The sequence below is a fragment of the Bradyrhizobium sp. Ash2021 genome (assembly GCF_031202265.1).
In the GTDB taxonomy this organism is placed as follows: Bacteria; Pseudomonadota; Alphaproteobacteria; order Rhizobiales; family Xanthobacteraceae; genus Bradyrhizobium.
Window position 1 is genome coordinate 4,800,018 of the sequence record NZ_CP100604.1, and the last position, 14,085, is coordinate 4,814,102.

The 14,085-nt window shown below is 59.9% G+C and carries 13 protein-coding genes and 2 pseudogenes; 7 read left to right on the top strand and 8 right to left on the bottom strand.

What is annotated here, in order from left to right; translation table 11 throughout:
- Window positions 1-112: 112 nt before the first annotated feature.
- A complete protein-coding gene (locus NL528_RS22880) occupies window positions 113-1,273 on the bottom strand; it encodes a DNA cytosine methyltransferase (RefSeq protein ID WP_309176719.1) in 1,161 nt (386 codons plus the stop codon).
- Between the two features lie 440 nt (window positions 1,274-1,713).
- On the opposite strand from NL528_RS22880, the gene NL528_RS22885 reads away from it, so the two are divergent.
- The gene (locus tag NL528_RS22885) at window positions 1,714-1,887 is read left to right on the top strand and encodes a hypothetical protein (RefSeq protein ID WP_309176720.1); all 174 of its coding nucleotides are present in this window, start codon (window positions 1,714-1,716) and stop codon (window positions 1,885-1,887) included.
- A 50-nt stretch (window positions 1,888-1,937) separates the two neighbouring features.
- Here NL528_RS22885 and NL528_RS22890 read toward each other — a convergent pair.
- The 4 genes and pseudogenes from NL528_RS22890 to NL528_RS22905 form a co-directional block, all read right to left on the bottom strand.
- A pseudogene (locus tag NL528_RS22890) lies at window positions 1,938-2,599 on the bottom strand (SOS response-associated peptidase).
- Between the two features lie 91 nt (window positions 2,600-2,690).
- Window positions 2,691-3,140 (bottom strand): annotated as a pseudogene (locus NL528_RS22895) (hypothetical protein).
- A gap of 46 nt (window positions 3,141-3,186) precedes the next feature.
- Window positions 3,187-3,933 (bottom strand): SDR family oxidoreductase, encoded by a 747-nt coding sequence (locus tag NL528_RS22900; RefSeq protein WP_309176721.1) that lies wholly within the window; start codon window positions 3,931-3,933, stop codon window positions 3,187-3,189.
- Window positions 3,934-4,358: 425 nt separating this feature from the next.
- Window positions 4,359-5,642 (bottom strand): IS256 family transposase, encoded by a 1,284-nt coding sequence (locus tag NL528_RS22905; RefSeq protein WP_309176722.1) that lies wholly within the window; start codon window positions 5,640-5,642, stop codon window positions 4,359-4,361.
- A 2,181-nt stretch (window positions 5,643-7,823) separates the two neighbouring features.
- Between NL528_RS22905 and NL528_RS22910 the strand changes: the two genes are divergently transcribed.
- Window positions 7,824-8,027 carry a cold-shock protein gene (locus NL528_RS22910; protein ID WP_309176723.1) on the top strand — a complete coding sequence of 68 codons (204 nt, stop codon included), beginning with the start codon at window positions 7,824-7,826 and terminating at the stop codon, window positions 8,025-8,027.
- 51 nt (window positions 8,028-8,078) lie between these two features.
- Here the strand turns inward: NL528_RS22910 and NL528_RS22915 are convergent, their stop codons facing one another.
- Window positions 8,079-8,369, bottom strand: coding sequence for a DUF3551 domain-containing protein (locus NL528_RS22915; RefSeq protein WP_309176724.1), 291 nt, complete (start codon window positions 8,367-8,369; stop codon window positions 8,079-8,081).
- Between the two features lie 725 nt (window positions 8,370-9,094).
- Here NL528_RS22915 and NL528_RS22920 point away from each other — a divergent pair.
- Window positions 9,095-9,817 (top strand): aspartyl protease family protein, encoded by a 723-nt coding sequence (locus tag NL528_RS22920; RefSeq protein WP_309176725.1) that lies wholly within the window; start codon window positions 9,095-9,097, stop codon window positions 9,815-9,817.
- A gap of 560 nt (window positions 9,818-10,377) precedes the next feature.
- Window positions 10,378-10,788: a hypothetical protein gene (locus NL528_RS22925; protein WP_309176726.1), complete on the top strand. Its 411-nt coding sequence runs from the start codon at window positions 10,378-10,380 to the stop codon at window positions 10,786-10,788.
- A gap of 39 nt (window positions 10,789-10,827) precedes the next feature.
- Here NL528_RS22925 and NL528_RS22930 read toward each other — a convergent pair whose 3' ends face one another.
- Window positions 10,828-11,049, bottom strand: coding sequence for a hypothetical protein (locus tag NL528_RS22930; protein WP_309185332.1), 222 nt, complete (start codon window positions 11,047-11,049; stop codon window positions 10,828-10,830).
- Between the two features lie 4 nt (window positions 11,050-11,053).
- Between NL528_RS22930 and NL528_RS22935 the strand changes: the two genes are divergently transcribed.
- The 3 genes from NL528_RS22935 (at window position 11,054) to NL528_RS22945 (ending at window position 13,254) form a co-directional block, all read left to right on the top strand.
- Complete coding sequence (locus tag NL528_RS22935) at window positions 11,054-11,254, top strand: recombinase family protein (protein WP_309185013.1); 201 nt, start codon at window positions 11,054-11,056, stop codon at window positions 11,252-11,254.
- Window positions 11,238-11,363 (top strand): hypothetical protein, encoded by a 126-nt coding sequence (locus NL528_RS22940; RefSeq protein ID WP_309176727.1) that lies wholly within the window; start codon window positions 11,238-11,240, stop codon window positions 11,361-11,363. Before NL528_RS22935 ends, NL528_RS22940 begins: the two co-directional genes overlap by 17 nt.
- A gap of 547 nt (window positions 11,364-11,910) precedes the next feature.
- Window positions 11,911-13,254, top strand: coding sequence for an IS5 family transposase (locus tag NL528_RS22945; protein WP_309176729.1), 1,344 nt, complete (start codon window positions 11,911-11,913; stop codon window positions 13,252-13,254).
- A 699-nt stretch (window positions 13,255-13,953) separates the two neighbouring features.
- Here NL528_RS22945 and NL528_RS22950 read toward each other — a convergent pair.
- Window positions 13,954-14,082 carry a hypothetical protein gene (locus tag NL528_RS22950; RefSeq protein ID WP_309176730.1) on the bottom strand — a complete coding sequence of 43 codons (129 nt, stop codon included), beginning with the start codon at window positions 14,080-14,082 and terminating at the stop codon, window positions 13,954-13,956.
- Window positions 14,083-14,085 lie beyond the last annotated feature (3 nt).

Consider the following 14,085-nt stretch of genomic DNA (forward strand, 5'->3'; position numbering starts at 1 on the left):
CCGAAATCTACCTCAACAGTTAATTTGTTGACATGGCTAGGGAATTCTGGGGGGCCTACACAGACTTTCGAACTATTTCGAAGGATTCGCCTGGTTGGTCGCGGTGCGGGCGCTAGATAGCCCTCAGCAACCTTTGTGCCGCGCTCGCTACCGCATATCCAAGGAGGGGAGGGACGGCGTTGCCGACCTGCTTTAGCTGCTGTCGCTCGCTCCCAACGAAGACGAAACCATCGTGGAAGGACTGCAGCCTCGCCGCCTCGCGCACCGTAATCCAGCGGTCGTGAGTGGGATGAATCCACTCCGAGAGATCGCGCTGCATCTGCGCAAGAATGGTATAGGACGGCTCATCAGGATCGAGACGCCGCCACTTGTAAGGACGGGTGCCTTTCCACAGCGTGGCGGGGAGGGAATCTCCGCACATTCCGGGCTTCATTGCCCTGACTATGCGCTTTCGCCGCGCTTCGATACCCTTCGTGTGATGATTGTGCAGCAAAGCCGCGCCGTCCAGGTTGGCGTTCTTCCAATGCTTGGAGATCAGCGGGCTTTCGCAGTCCAGCCGCATTGCCCGCTGGTAGTCGGACGGGATCTTTAGCCGAAGCTTTGGATATGGCAGCGTGCCGTCATCAAGCGATACCCTTCGGGGAAGATCCGAGATCGCCTCCCGTACGGTTATCTCGCGCTCGCTTTGGTTAGCGGAGAGATGCCGATTAAAGAGGACCGCCAGGTCGGTTGGCGACGCAAGGTCGTTACGGGTCCCGACGAAAAAGACCCGTCGGCGGTGCTGCGGGACGCCGTATTCAGACGCTGTTAGAGGGACGAGGATGGTGTTGTGATATCCGGCCCCCTTGAGCGCAGAAAAAATCAGGTCCCGGAAATGGCCGTTTTTCATGGCCACCATGTTCGGAACGTTTTCCATTATGAACGCCTTTGGCTTCAGCGCCTTCAGCACTCTGGCGAATTCGAGATAGAGGAGATTTCTCGGGTCCTTTAGGTCTCGCGGCCCAATCTGGCTAAATCCTTGACAGGGCGGCCCGCCGTAAACTAGGTCCACGCCGCCATCAATGAGCTCACGTTTCGACGGGACGCCCGGCTGCGCATCGATCAGAAAGCGCGTCACGTCACCCCGAAACATCGGTACTTTGGGAAAATTCGCGCTGTGCGTCCGGATCGCGTATCCATCCATTTCGACCGCGCACACGACTTTGAAGCCCGCGAGGCGAACCCCCTCGCAGAAGCCGCCGGCACCACTAAACAAAGAGACCGCGGTGGGCATATCCCCTCAAATCGACTGCCGTGACAAACTGGAAGCGCTTTCGACCAAGCTCAGGCCAAAGCCGGTAAGTGTCAACGAGAGCGGCCAGTGTTGTGAACCGCTTCTTTCGTTCGCGCTACTCGGAGTCGGTATTGATGGTTAATTCGGTCACTTCGTCATATCAATATGCCAGCGAGAGCAAGACTGGGTCTTGGACAGACTCTCGCGAACGTCGCAATGAAAGAATCAGATGATTGTCACTATGGACGAGGTGTCATCAAGGCGGTGGACTTAGGCTCAGCGAATCGGTCGGCGGTCCAATGGCACCTCGCCGTCATCTAGTTTGAGTTGTGTGCCGTACCTGACATAACTTATCTTGTCCGTCATCATCGAGCCGCCATCGGCAACCATCGGTGACTGAGAGTGCTTCATGCTCCCGCCTAATCCATGCGGCGCGATTCATGAATAAGCACGACCCTGAGTTTAAGGCGGTCCAGCCGACCCGAGCAGAGCTTGCGTGGTACATCACGCTTGCCGAGAGGCCGATTAATCACAATCCGGGCGAGCCGATAGCAGCGCGACTTACAAAAGCCGCCGCCGAGCTAGCTGAGAAGCTAAACGAGACAAAAGACTAAGCCCGCCTCAGTTGGCGGCCTCCATCATGTCGGCCAATGGTGGCACGGCATCAGGCTGCTTGCACGTCTTCCTTATCCGCGCCACGTGCGACGATCTTCAGCGCGTCATCCGGCAACGGCCGCTGCAGCGCCTTTGCCTCGTCCCACGGCGCGCGCATCCAGACATCGCGCTCTTCGTCGGTCGTCAGGATCACCGGCATCGCCTTCGGGTGGATCGGTTCGACCACCGCGTTCGGCGTCGTCGTCAGGAAACCGAAGACGAGGTGAGGGCCGGGGACCGGCTTGGACTTGGTGCCCCGGTCGCCCTTGAACTCAGTCCAGATGCCGGCGAAGGCAGCCAGCGGCCGGTCGTCGTTGAGTGCGAACCAGACCACGTCCTTCTTCTTGGTCTCCGGGTTCGGCTCTGGCGCATACTCAGCGAAGCTGTTGAACGGGACCAGGCACCGGTTCTCAGGCTTCAGCCAGCCGCGCCAGTGCGGCGACGACGTGTTGCGGATGTTGGTGACAGGTGGTCCGCCGAACTTCGGTGGCGGCGGCATTCCCCAGCGCATCAGCGTCAGTTCGCGCTCCTCGCCGACGTCGCGCAGCACTGGCGCGGGATAGTCGGGAAACACGCGGGCATAGGCTGCAGGTTGCCGACATAGCGATTGATCACGCGAAACAGGGCGCGAATCTCCTCCTGGTTGGTGGTGATCGAGTAGAGATTGCACATCGAACCGGACGTGCCCGACTAAGGCATCCGGCTCCCGGACAAAACTTCACGCCTTCACCCACGGCACGTCGTGCCCAAGCCTGCTCAGGCGTCAGTCTTCCGAACGGGGATGCCGCGGCTGCCAAGCTAATTGTAGCAAGGTCGCTGCGGGACGTCGGCCCGCTTTGACGCATTTGCGGCAGCGCAGCCGACTGGAGAGATCATGCACGAAAGTGGTCGGCGGGTGCTTCATCGCCGCGAGGTCGACGTCGCTTGCCGTCTTGCATCGTGCGCACTGGATCTCCAGCCAGGGAAAGCCGCCGTTGACGGCCTAGTCGATCGTTGGTGACGGATCGATCGGCTCGCCGTCGCTCCACATCCGCTCGTTCCAGCTTTCGCAGAGCAGCTTGTCGGCCTGCTGGATCATCGCTTCGCCCTTTGCCCGCATCTCGGCCGACTGCGTGGCCAGGATGCGGGTCATGGCGCGCGCCTTGCCGAGCTCCTTGTTCAAAGCCTTCCGGTCGCCGCCCGAAAGGGGCGTGGGATGATATTTCGGGGCCATCCGGACATCCAAGCGCAGTGAAGTCGCATCGGCAGCCCTGAGCGATCTAGAGGTCGATCAAACCGCCGTCGACGAACAGTTCGGCGCCGGTGGTGTAGGTCGCATCGGCGGCGAGGTAGAGGGCCGCGGCGGCGACTTCGGCGACGGTGCCGGTGCGGCCGAGCGGAATGCGGGTCTTGGCCCCCTCGATAAAGTTGTCCTTCTGAGCCGCCGTGAGGCCGCCTTTGTCGAGGATCGGGGTGACGATCGGACCGGGGCTGATGGTGTTGACCCGGATGCCGCGCGGCGTCAGTTCCTTGGCGATAGTGCGGCCGAACGAACGCAGTGCCGCCTTGGTCGAACCATAGACCGTGCTGCCCCCTAAGCCGCCGTTCGCGCCGGCCACCGAAGCGGTCAGGATGATCGCGCCGCCGTCCGGGATGACAGGGATGGCGTGCTTGACCAGGAAGAATGCGCCCTTGACGTTGATGTTGAACTGGCTGTCGTAAAAGGCCTCGTCGACCTGCGCGATCGGCGCGAGCTTGGCGATGCCGGCGTTGACGAACAGGACGTCGATGCGGCCGTGTTTGCCCTTGACCTGGTCGACCAGGGCCTTGGTAGCGGCCACGTTGCCCGCGTCCGAGACCAGCACCTCGATCCCGGGGAGTGCCGCCTTGGCGGCTTCCACCGAGCGCTCGCTGGAGCCGGTAACGACCACCGTCGCACCTTCGGATTGAAAGAGTTTGGCGGTCTGCGCACCGATACCGCTGGTGCCTCCGCTGATGAGAGCGATCTTGCCGTCGAGCTTGGCCATCAAAGTTTCCTGACTGGAGTGGGTTGCTGTGCCCGAGAGAGATGGGGGCCCCTATGGCGCGAGCAATGGCGCCGGCGGCCGACTTTTGCCGAGCACTACTCCTCGAAACCCGGCCAGCACCCGTCATCTTCGTGTCTTCTCCTGGTTCGTGGTGATGGAGCAGAGATTGCACATGGTTTGGCGTCCAACGCTCACGGCAGAGTGATTGTGCTGAGCGGATGGCGCGCCAGCCCGGGGGTATGGCATCGTCGACTATGACGGATTGTTAGAGCAGTGCCCGAGCATCTTTAGGCACGGCGAGCGGGTGGAATCGAGATCGAAGCTCCGCCGGTTTGCGCCGGCGGGTTTTCCTTGTGGTGCTAGCGCCAGTAATACCGATAGGGCGGCGCGGAGCTATCGCCAATTTTTGGTGACGGCCTGATCAGTCAGGCGGCGGCGGTTGCGGGCTGAGGGGCGGCCAGCTTGGCGGTGACCTCGATCCCGTCGGTGAATTTCACACCGAGAATGATCTTTGGCAAGTGTGCATGTCCGTCGAGCCGTCGCCAGGATCGTTGCGCCCCTTCGACCAGCTTGAATACCATGGCGAGAGCGGTCTTGTTTGAGAGGCAGCCTTTCGATCGGATCGTGCGGTGGCGGACGGTCGCGAAAGTGCTTTCAATCGGGTTGGTGGTGCGCAGGTGCTTCCAATGCTCGGCCGGGAAGTCGTAGAAGGCGAGCAGCAGGTCGCGATCCTTCGTCAGACAATCGACGGCCTTCTGGTATTTCGGCGTGTAGCTTTCGATGAAGGCGTCGAAGGCGACTTCGGCATTGGCCTTGGTCTCGGCCATCCAGATTTCCTGCAGCGCCCGCTTGGCCTTTGGTTGCACACTCTTGGGTAATTTGCCCAGCACGTTCGCCGTCTTGTGCACCCAACAGCGCTGCTCGCGTGCTTTCGGCCAGACCTCGCCGGCCGCTTTCCAGAAGCCGAGCGCGCCGTCGGCGATCATCAGCTCGGGCCGGGCATCGAGCCCGCATCGCTTCAGATCCAGCAGCAGATCGCGCCAATCCTGCGCACTTTCCCGAGCGCCATCGGTGAACCCGACGAGCTCTTTCTTGCCCTCGGGCGTCGCGCCGATCAGCACCAGGATGCACTGCTTTTCATCTTCCAGCCGCGCCTCGAGGTGGATGCCGTCCGCCCAGACGTACACGTAGCGCTTGCCCGACAAATCACGCTTGCGCCACTGGGCATGATCATCCTGCCAGCCGTCCTTCAGGCGGCCGATGGCGCTGGCCGAGAGGCCGGGCGCATCCTTGCCGAGCAAGGCCGCCAGAGCGTCCGAGAAATCGCCGGTCGAGATGCCCTTCAGGTAGAGGATCGGTAGCAGCGTCTCGATCGACTTCGAGCGGCGCATATAGGGCGGCAAGATCGATGGCGAGAAGCGGATGCGGCGGGGATCGCCGGCTGCGGCCTCGCGATCGCGCACGCGGGGCTGGCGCACCGGGACCGCGCCGATGCCCGTCATCACCTCGCGCTCGGGCAGATGACCGTGGCGCACCACGCGTTGGTGGCCATCCTCGGTCTTCAAATCGGCATGCTTGGAAAGAAACCCGGCGACCTCGGCCTCCACCGCCTGGGCGAGAAGGGCACGCGCCCCATCGCGCAAAATGTCGGTGAGTTGGTCGCTGAAAGTTCCTGGCTGAATCAGTTTTACGACGGTATCCTTAGACACGGCATATCGCTCCTTTGGTGGAGAAGTGGAGGCGTTGAACACCCCCACGATATGCCGCCTTCCCGATTCACGCCGTCACCAACTTTGGGCCATAGCTCGGCGGCGCGCATACCGATGCTGAGCCGAAGCGGTACGGCAGGGGATCATAGCCAATTGTTAAGTACGCTGTTCTGACACTCCGATAGCGCCTGTGATGAATAATGCGGGTCGGGCCACGCCATGTGCACGCGCACCGTTGCCGGGAGCTGATCTCGGATGCCAAACTTTCATGCGGCTTCAGCTGATCAGCAGATGCTCGATCCGCGAGGATGCAGAGCGCACTAAAGGCGAGAATCGACAAGAGGCGAAACATGGCCAAATCTTTCCGGGCCCCGACTGAAAACTGCGCAAAGATGGGTAAGTTCCTGGGGATCGCACTCGCCAACGGCCCGCCGGCTCACCCCGGCGGTACGGCCTATGATGACAAGTTTCCGCCCGTGTGTATCCTTTCCACACGCGGAGCTTGATTCGTCATGCTGGAAGCCATTCTTCTATTGATGGGAATTGGAGCCGCAGCCCTGCTGCTGATTGCGTTCTGGGGCTTCCACAAGTCAGGTGTCAGACACCCAAAAAGCTAAGCCGTGCATATGCGGAGCAATTGTCTCCCCGCCCGCGTGTCACCGAACGCGCGTCGCGCCGCGCTGACGACTAGCCGTTCCGATAGGCATCCAACGCGTGAGCGGCCAAGAGGGCAAGACCGATCAGCCCTAGGACTATTGCGAAGGCCTCAATCATCATTACGCCTCCTGTTGCGCCATCTTGCGAGTAGCTAACGCGTGACGGCTTCCAATCAGATCGAAGATGAATTTGTCTCGGAAAGACACGCCACCGGGATCAAAATAGGCCGCCCGGCGGCGCTTATTCCTGAACTGGGACACTGAAATCCCCAGCCTCCCTAGTACTGCAACGCGCATACCAAGCGGTCATGACACGGCCGTGCCCATGCGCGCTGGCTCAAATAGCGGCCTGATATCGGCGCCGCGGTGCCCGCAAGCCTGGGTAGTGGGTCAATTTGATTGTGGCGGGTTTCAGGGCTGGAAAACGGGCCGGGTGGGGCTCATATTCGACGGATGGAAAAAACTATCGCTTTGTCCATCATTGCGGCGTTTGTCGTTTTTGTCGCGGTCTATGGGATGATGGCATGGAAGAGACCCGGCAAATGACCCCATAGCCGAAGGCACGACCCTGATATCCAGGCCCGCGAAAGTCGAACCTGATCGGGCCAACGAGCGGCATCGATGACGACAGAATGCGTGCATTTGTAATCGCCGCAGAAGACGATGAGCCGGGTAGGGCCGGATTCCCGCATTTCCCCGAGAGTGATTTTCAGTTCGCGTGGCATGGGTGCAATTTTGCCAAGAATCGCCCGCACTTTGAATTAGCCATTCCAGGGGGAAGCCCACGGGTTGGTAGGCCCGGCGTATGTCGTCCGGCAACGTCGTGCGTCGGGCCACTCAAATGCGCAATGCCGCCGGAGCGTAATATATTCGCCCAGCGGCATCGGCATTTCCTTGGTCGGGCCCTGAAATCCCGGCAGCATCAATTATGCACGCTGCATGCCAAGCCCAGATGACAGAACCGCCCCCAGCAACGGGCAGACCGTTCCTAAGGTTGGCGTTTGATTGCTCACAAAATCAAAGCCCGCCGGTTCACGCTGGCGGGCTGGTTTCCTTGTCACATGACCGTAACATATAGATTGCTACGTTTGGCTGCTGGGGATTTGAGTGCCCGGCCGAGGAAATACCAGTGGGACCGAGCGATCATACTCCGGTTGGTGGCAGCTGTTTTGGGAATGCTTTAGTCCTGACCTCCAACCGCGGTGCATCACTCACATGCCTGAATCGTATACTCGTGCCGAGCCGTCTCAACTTTCGATCAAGCAGCATCGTTGCCCCAGGTGTCACAACCACATGGTGCTGGCACGTATCGAATATCCCAACGGTTCCAACGTCCGAACGTTCGAATGTCTGCGGTGCGATCATGTGCAAAGAATGTTGGTCGAGTACGTGATGTGAGTGGACGCCGGGTGTGGGTGCATCCGGACGAGAGGTGAGGGCGCCGGTTCACGCCAGCGGGTTTTCCTTGCGGTGTACTGCATTAGCGACCTAGGCTGTCGCCCTTGCTTCAAAAGGGAGAGCGGACGTGGCGACAGGTATTGTAAAGTGGTTCAACGCGACTAAGGGGTTTGGTTTTATTCAACCCGACAGCGGCGGCAAAGACGTATTCGTGCACATCTCGGCGGTGGAAAAAGCCGGTCTGAGCAGTCTCAATGAGGGCGCCAAGGTGAGCTACGAAGAAATGAGCAGCCGGGGCAAAACATCTGCGGAAAATCTGAGAGTCGGATAAATTCAAGCCCGCCGGTTCACGCCGGCGGGCTGGCGTCTCTTGCGACCCGCCTTAGTAGATGCGGCGGCGATGCCGCCGATAACCCGCGGGCTCTTCCGCGCCCGCGAAATATGGATTGATGACGCACTGTGCTGCGCGGCCCGATGCCGACGCGTTGCACTGAGGCAGCGACGTGTAGCGGCATTCGTAATAGTTGGCCCCGCGGCTGTAGACATGCAGGCAAACCGGGTAAGCCGGATCATACGTCTGGGCCGCCGCCGGCTCTATTGATACCGTCCCGATCGCCAAAATCGCCAAGGCTAGAATGCGGTCCCCGGGGCGTTTGGGATGCTTGTCTGTCATTCGCCTTCCGCAATCCTTTGCCTGCCAGCGTTCGTTAGTCGAAGTTCGCCCGGCAATTCCAGTATGTATCCTAGTTGGATCAGTCGGTCTTTGTGTTCGGGCGGGATTGTGCGGTGCATCGGACCCTTGGCACAGTGCTGCAACGAGGCGAACTCTTCGTGGGTTAATGGTGGTGCGGACAAGTCTTGAGCCATCCCGCGAATATGCGCTCCGGACTGTCCGTTTTCCAGTTAACAATCCTGCCCACAAACTGACCCGCTGCCCGGCCTCCCATATCTCTTTTGCGCCGCCACAAGAACGCGACAATTAGGGCCTTGCCTTCGCGTGCCGGAACCTCGGCCGGCGACTATGAGTCGGGCCAAACCAGCCGGGGTTCCGGCAGCAATAGACGGCCTCAGCATGCGCTGGGGTCGTTTTCTTTTGTCGCAGGTTCAAGGCAGGCCACTGCGCGACCAGCTACCGGCCGCCCAACAGAGCCCAAATCGCCACAACCGCGGCGATCAGCCGTATGGCGAATATGTGCGGCGTCAACCGAGGTAACTCCAAACTAGTTCGGAGCGATCAACCGGGTTGCGGTAATTTGGCTGGCCGTTGGCCCCTTGTTTCCGCGTTGCCGGTGGCTGCTGGAAGAGCCGATTGAAGAAGCCCCGCCGGGCTCACCCCGGCGGGTTTTTTCCGGGTCGGCGCGCATAAAAGGCAATCGACGGGAGGCTAAGGGCAGGGCAATGGTCAAGGTCGATCCTTACAGCATCGTCTTCCTGGCGATGGCAGTCTTTTTCTTCCTAGTGCGCAGTGTCCTCAGACTCCGCACTGGGAGCGAACGGTCGCCTGTGACCGACGCCTTCTTGTATCGCCTCTCCATGATCGCAGCCGTTTTAGGCGCGGTGCTTTACGTCGCCGACAAAGCCCAGTGGTATTCGCGGCTCGAGGCTGCCTCAACCCCTGTCGCCGCACCTACTATCGCCGCAATTACTAAATCGGCTCCGGTAGCGGACAGCGTGCCGATCTATCTAACTAACAATGGCACGTCGGCAATGATAGATGTGGTATTGGGCGTCCAGCCGCTTAGGATGCTGTTGGATACTGGCGCGACAACGTGCCTGGTATCAGAGGCTATCGCTGCCAGAATTGTACGCGATGGTTATGGAGTTCGGCAGGAAGCTGTTCGCTTCAAGATGGCGGATGGCACGATCCGCACGCTGCCAACCCTTCTCATCAGGGAGGTGCAGATTGGTCGGCATACTGTCCGCAACGTGTGGGCCGGGGTTTCATCTACAGGTGAGATGCTGCTAGCCTTCCCCGTCGTCAATGCCATCGCTCCATTCACAATCGACACGCGAGCGAGGTTGTTGATTTTTCATACTTCCTCCAACTCGATAGTCGGCGGTTACTTTGCTGCATCCACGACTGCTGGGAAGCGAAACGACTCATCCAAGTTACCCGCCTAAACTGAGGTGGTCCCGGTGTCGGGGCATCGATCGAACAGCCCGCCGGTTCACGCCCGGCGGGTTTTCCTTTAATGTCGGATATCCCTAGGATGCTTGGGGTGATCTGCCTGAAATTCTACCGTGGGCGGGATACCCCGAAGAGGGCTTGTCCGCCGCGAACAGCGGCCTGACATCGGCGCCGCGGTACCCACAAGCCTTACAGGTGAACTTCGGCTCGAGATCAGACAGCCGGACATTATCCGGCCACTGGCCGGCGTCGATCGTGACCGAATGGGCGCAGCGATAATCGGCACAATAGACCAGAAGCCGGGTAGGGCCGGACTCCCGCATTTTCCCGAGAGTGATTTTCTGTTCACGCATGCAAGCCCGCGCCATTGGAGCGTGGCCTATATCAAAGCGCGGCCCGGGCGGTTAGGCCCTCTGGGCTGGCCGAATTAATGTTTCTTAGGTCGACTCCGGGACGGATGGGGAATCTACTGATCCCCATCACCGCACCTCGCAACCAAATCGGTTTGCGAAGGTTCGTGATTTGGGGGTGACGGTTTATAGGAGGCGCATCCATGTGCGATTACAGCTTACATGCGGTCGCGACACGTCCCGCTGAGGTCGCGGAAACCTTGGTTTCGATTGGATTTTCTACAGGGACGCGGGGCTTTGCGAGCCCTGACGATCCGAAAGTCGCGGTCTGCCTTCGTCCTGGGACCGAGATCGCATTCGAGAAAGACGTTCAAACTGACGGCATGATGTTTAGCAAGAACATCGGGGTTCGATTAGCGCGGTTTCGCCAAATTGACCTCGACAAGCGATACCAACATCACGACGCGCTGGAATTCTCAAACGGTGCAATCGTTCTTGTCACTAACCTCGCTGCGGGGCAAAGGGCTACCGTACTGCAATTGCCTGCAAGCCCAATCGAGGAAAAGCCTCAGTCGTCCCAACCTGCAGCTCGGTATGAGACCGCCAACGTCTGATGGAAAAAAGGCCCCGGATCGCTCCGGGGTCTTGGGTCGTTACACGCCCTTTGATCGATTTGATGCTACGGCGCTGCGCTGTTCATTGCTTACGCACGGGTGCCCGTCGATCACGATCGTGCGCTGCTTCAAGTGCTGGCGGCCAAGTGTCGCGACATCGCCGATCCGCAATCCGGTGTAGGCGAGGATGTCGAAGATCACCCGCTCTCGGGTGCCGCGCGGCCAGCGCGCCTCGAACTTGGCCATGTCCACGGCGGGCATCAGGATGTTGAGCCAGACTCCGGAAGACACCGAAAATCAGCGCCGAGAATTGGAAGCGGTAGCTGATCGTTCTGGGAAGATCGTGAAAGTCTACGAGGATGCCGGAATCAGCGGCGCCAAGGGCAGGGATCAACGTCCTGGGCTTGATGCCATGATGAAAGCGGCAAGGCGAGGATACCCGGTTTCGGGTGCGGGAGACGCCTGAGTGGAAGAAGCACGCCGCCGATCTCGAGGCCGAAATGCTCAAGCGCGGAATGATGTTCGATGTCATCGATTGGTCGGAAGATCAGGGGGCGCTGCCCTTCGAGCGCTGAGGGCGCTGCGCGGACATGTGACGGGCGGCTTGTCTCTTGGGCAATTAGTTAGCAGGCACCGCAGAGCCTGCGCTGCGAACCAACCTATCCGCCTTTTTCAGAACGTAAGTATTTGCCGGTTGTTCTCTCGCAAAAAAGCTGAACACCACGAACGCCGCGCAAAATAGCAAGCCTACCAGCATAACTTTCCGGTAGGTGCGTCTGTCTGTGTTGTGAAAAGAACTCGACATAAAACGCTACTACGACTTCACACTGAACGCGCAATTGACCGTGCGTTTTAACCTAACATTTGAAGGTTATTCCTAGCGCGAATTTGACTTGGTGCAACTCAGCCAGCGAGGTGATGCTTGCGCATTTCAACCAAACTCGACCGGCAAGAGCGGTGGTAAAATAGTCGTCCGTGAAGAATTCCCAAGTCGTTGATTTAGAATCTGGAAACGGCAGGCTGGGGCAACCGAGTTTGCCGGGAATCGGGTGTGCGGGAGGGGATTCCTTGCAAATTTGATTTGTGATTCACTCGCCTTTGGATGTTTTGGCGGGGGACCAGATGCGACCACCGGAACGGCGGGAGACGGGAGAGCAGGATCTGTTCCGCTCCCGGCTCGACCAGATCATCGACCTGAAGCATCCGCTGGTGGCGCTGGGGCGCACGGTGGATTGGGAGTTCCTGGAACGGGAGTTCGGGGCGGTCTACACGGATGATCCCGGCCGCCCGCCACTGCCGACGCGATTGATGGCGGGGCTGGCGATCCTCAAGCACACCTACGACCTGTCCGACGAGGTGCTGTGCGAGCGCTGGGTCGAGAACCCCTATTACCAGTTCTTCTGCGGCGAGGAGTTCTTCCAGCACCGGCTGGTGTTCGATCGCTCGTCGCTGACGCGCTGGCGCAACCGGATGGGCGAGGAGCGGCTGCAGGCATTGCTGCAGGAGAGCCTGTCGGTGGCCACCAGAACCAAGGCGATCAAGCCGTCCGAGTTGTCACGGGTGATCGTCGATACCACCGTGCAGCCCAAGAACGTGACGTTCCCCACCGACGCGAAGCTTCTGAACCGGGCGCGCGAGAAACTGGTGCGGCTGGCGCAGCGCCACGGGGTAGATTTGCGCCAGTCCTATGCGCGCCTGGGCAAGTTCGCCCTGATCCAGCATCAGCGCTATGCCCACGCCAAGCAGTTCAAGCGTGCCAACCGGATGCTCAAGAAGCTGCGCACCTATCTCGGCCGCGTCATCCGCGACATCGGCCGCAAGATCGAGGGCAACAGCGGGCTCGAAGGGACGTTCGCACAGCTGCTATTGCTGGCGCGGCGCGTGCGCGAGCAGCAGCAACGTCAACGCGGACCGAAGGTCTATTCCCTGCATGCGCCGGAAGTCGAATGCATCGGCAAGGGCAAGGCCCATCGGCCTTACGAGTTCGGCGTCAAGGTCAGCGTTGCCACCACCCTCAAGCACTGCAAGGGCGGCCAGTTCGTCACCCATGTGAAGGCGCTGCCCGGCAATCCATATGATGGCCACACCTTGGAAACCGTGATCCCGGACATGGAAGCGCTCGTCGGCAACACCATCGCGCGCATCCTCGCCGACAAGGGCTACCGCGGCCACAATGCGCCGCCCGATTACAAGTTCAGGGTCTTCATCTCGGGGCAAAAGCGAGGGGTGACGCCGCAGATCAAGCGCGAACTCCGCCGCAGGTCCGCCGTCGAGCCCGTCATCGGCCATCTCAAAGCCGAGCACCGCATGGGCCGCAACTATCTCTGGTTCCGGCGCGGCGACGCCAACAACGCCGTCCTCGCCGCCGTCGGCTACAACTTCCGCCGCCTGATCCGCTGGCTCAGGATTTTGTTGCGCCAAATCCTGGCCGCTCTCTTCGCCGCGCCGTCGACCAATCCAGTCTGAAATCAGGGTTCTTCACGGACGACAAAATAAGCTGATGATGATGTCCCACATGACCGAACCCCGTTGTTTGATCGAGGCTAAGGCTAGCCGGCGATCATTTCCGGACGGCTTCGTTGGTTCTGGAAAATGGTTTCGTGGGACCATGATTTAACCCCGCCGGCCGCGCCAGCCTGGCGAGCCATGCGGTGGCCCAGGACCGCCCGGCACATTTGCAGCCCGCAAATCCCGGACTCACCAGCGGCCCGGCCGAGGACCAAGAAAATGGCCGTCGCAGCCGGGAGGTGAGACGGCCAAGGTGTCGGCAAGCCCAAGAGGGCGTAAGGTCCCCCCTGGGCGCAATTTTGCATAAGTTGGCCTGAAACGGAGATACATCACCGTCGCTCTCGATTTAACTTCGATCCTCGTATTTGCGTTTTCGTCGTGAAAGCCGGCCGTGAGGGCTTGCCTATTGCCTGCTTGGCGGGGGCTGCCGCGGTGGCTCCCTCGGCCGAGATGGGAACGGTGGCCGGGAAGGTTCTGGTTTACGTTCGGTCATTTCCACTTCGCCTTCATTTTCCGTCGGCTCGTGATCGGGCTCAACGGTCCTGTTTTGGCGAAATGCAAAACCGATAAATCCGAGCACCACCAAGACAGTTCCGGCTGCCATCAACCAATGGGGATATTCCATCGCTGAGAGCATGGGTCATTTCCCCTTCGCCTTCAGCCCGCTAAACTGCGTGAAATGTCCTGCACCATCCTGCCCAGACCATCCAGTAATTTGCCGTTGTAATCCTTGTCCCAAAGGCAGAGGACGGAGGAAACGATCAATGATGCCACGATGAATCGCATCTC

Excerpts from the sequence above, each read along its gene's own strand:
- NL528_RS22880 (WP_309176719.1), bottom strand. The coding sequence starts at position 1,273 with ATGCCCACCGCGGTCTCTTTGTTTAGTGGTGCCGGCGGCTTCTGCGAG.
- NL528_RS22885 (WP_309176720.1), top strand. The coding sequence starts at position 1,714 with ATGAATAAGCACGACCCTGAGTTTAAGGCGGTCCAGCCGACCCGAGCA.
- NL528_RS22900 (WP_309176721.1), bottom strand. The coding sequence starts at position 3,933 with ATGGCCAAGCTCGACGGCAAGATCGCTCTCATCAGCGGAGGCACCAGC.
- NL528_RS22915 (WP_309176724.1), bottom strand. The coding sequence starts at position 8,369 with ATGACAGACAAGCATCCCAAACGCCCCGGGGACCGCATTCTAGCCTTG.
- NL528_RS22920 (WP_309176725.1), top strand. The coding sequence starts at position 9,095 with ATGGTCAAGGTCGATCCTTACAGCATCGTCTTCCTGGCGATGGCAGTC.
- NL528_RS22925 (WP_309176726.1), top strand. The coding sequence starts at position 10,378 with ATGTGCGATTACAGCTTACATGCGGTCGCGACACGTCCCGCTGAGGTC.
- NL528_RS22930 (WP_309185332.1), bottom strand. The coding sequence starts at position 11,049 with ATGCCCGCCGTGGACATGGCCAAGTTCGAGGCGCGCTGGCCGCGCGGC.
- NL528_RS22935 (WP_309185013.1), top strand. The coding sequence starts at position 11,054 with ATGTTGAGCCAGACTCCGGAAGACACCGAAAATCAGCGCCGAGAATTG.
- NL528_RS22945 (WP_309176729.1), top strand. The coding sequence starts at position 11,911 with ATGCGACCACCGGAACGGCGGGAGACGGGAGAGCAGGATCTGTTCCGC.
- NL528_RS22950 (WP_309176730.1), bottom strand. The coding sequence starts at position 14,082 with ATGCGATTCATCGTGGCATCATTGATCGTTTCCTCCGTCCTCTGCCTT.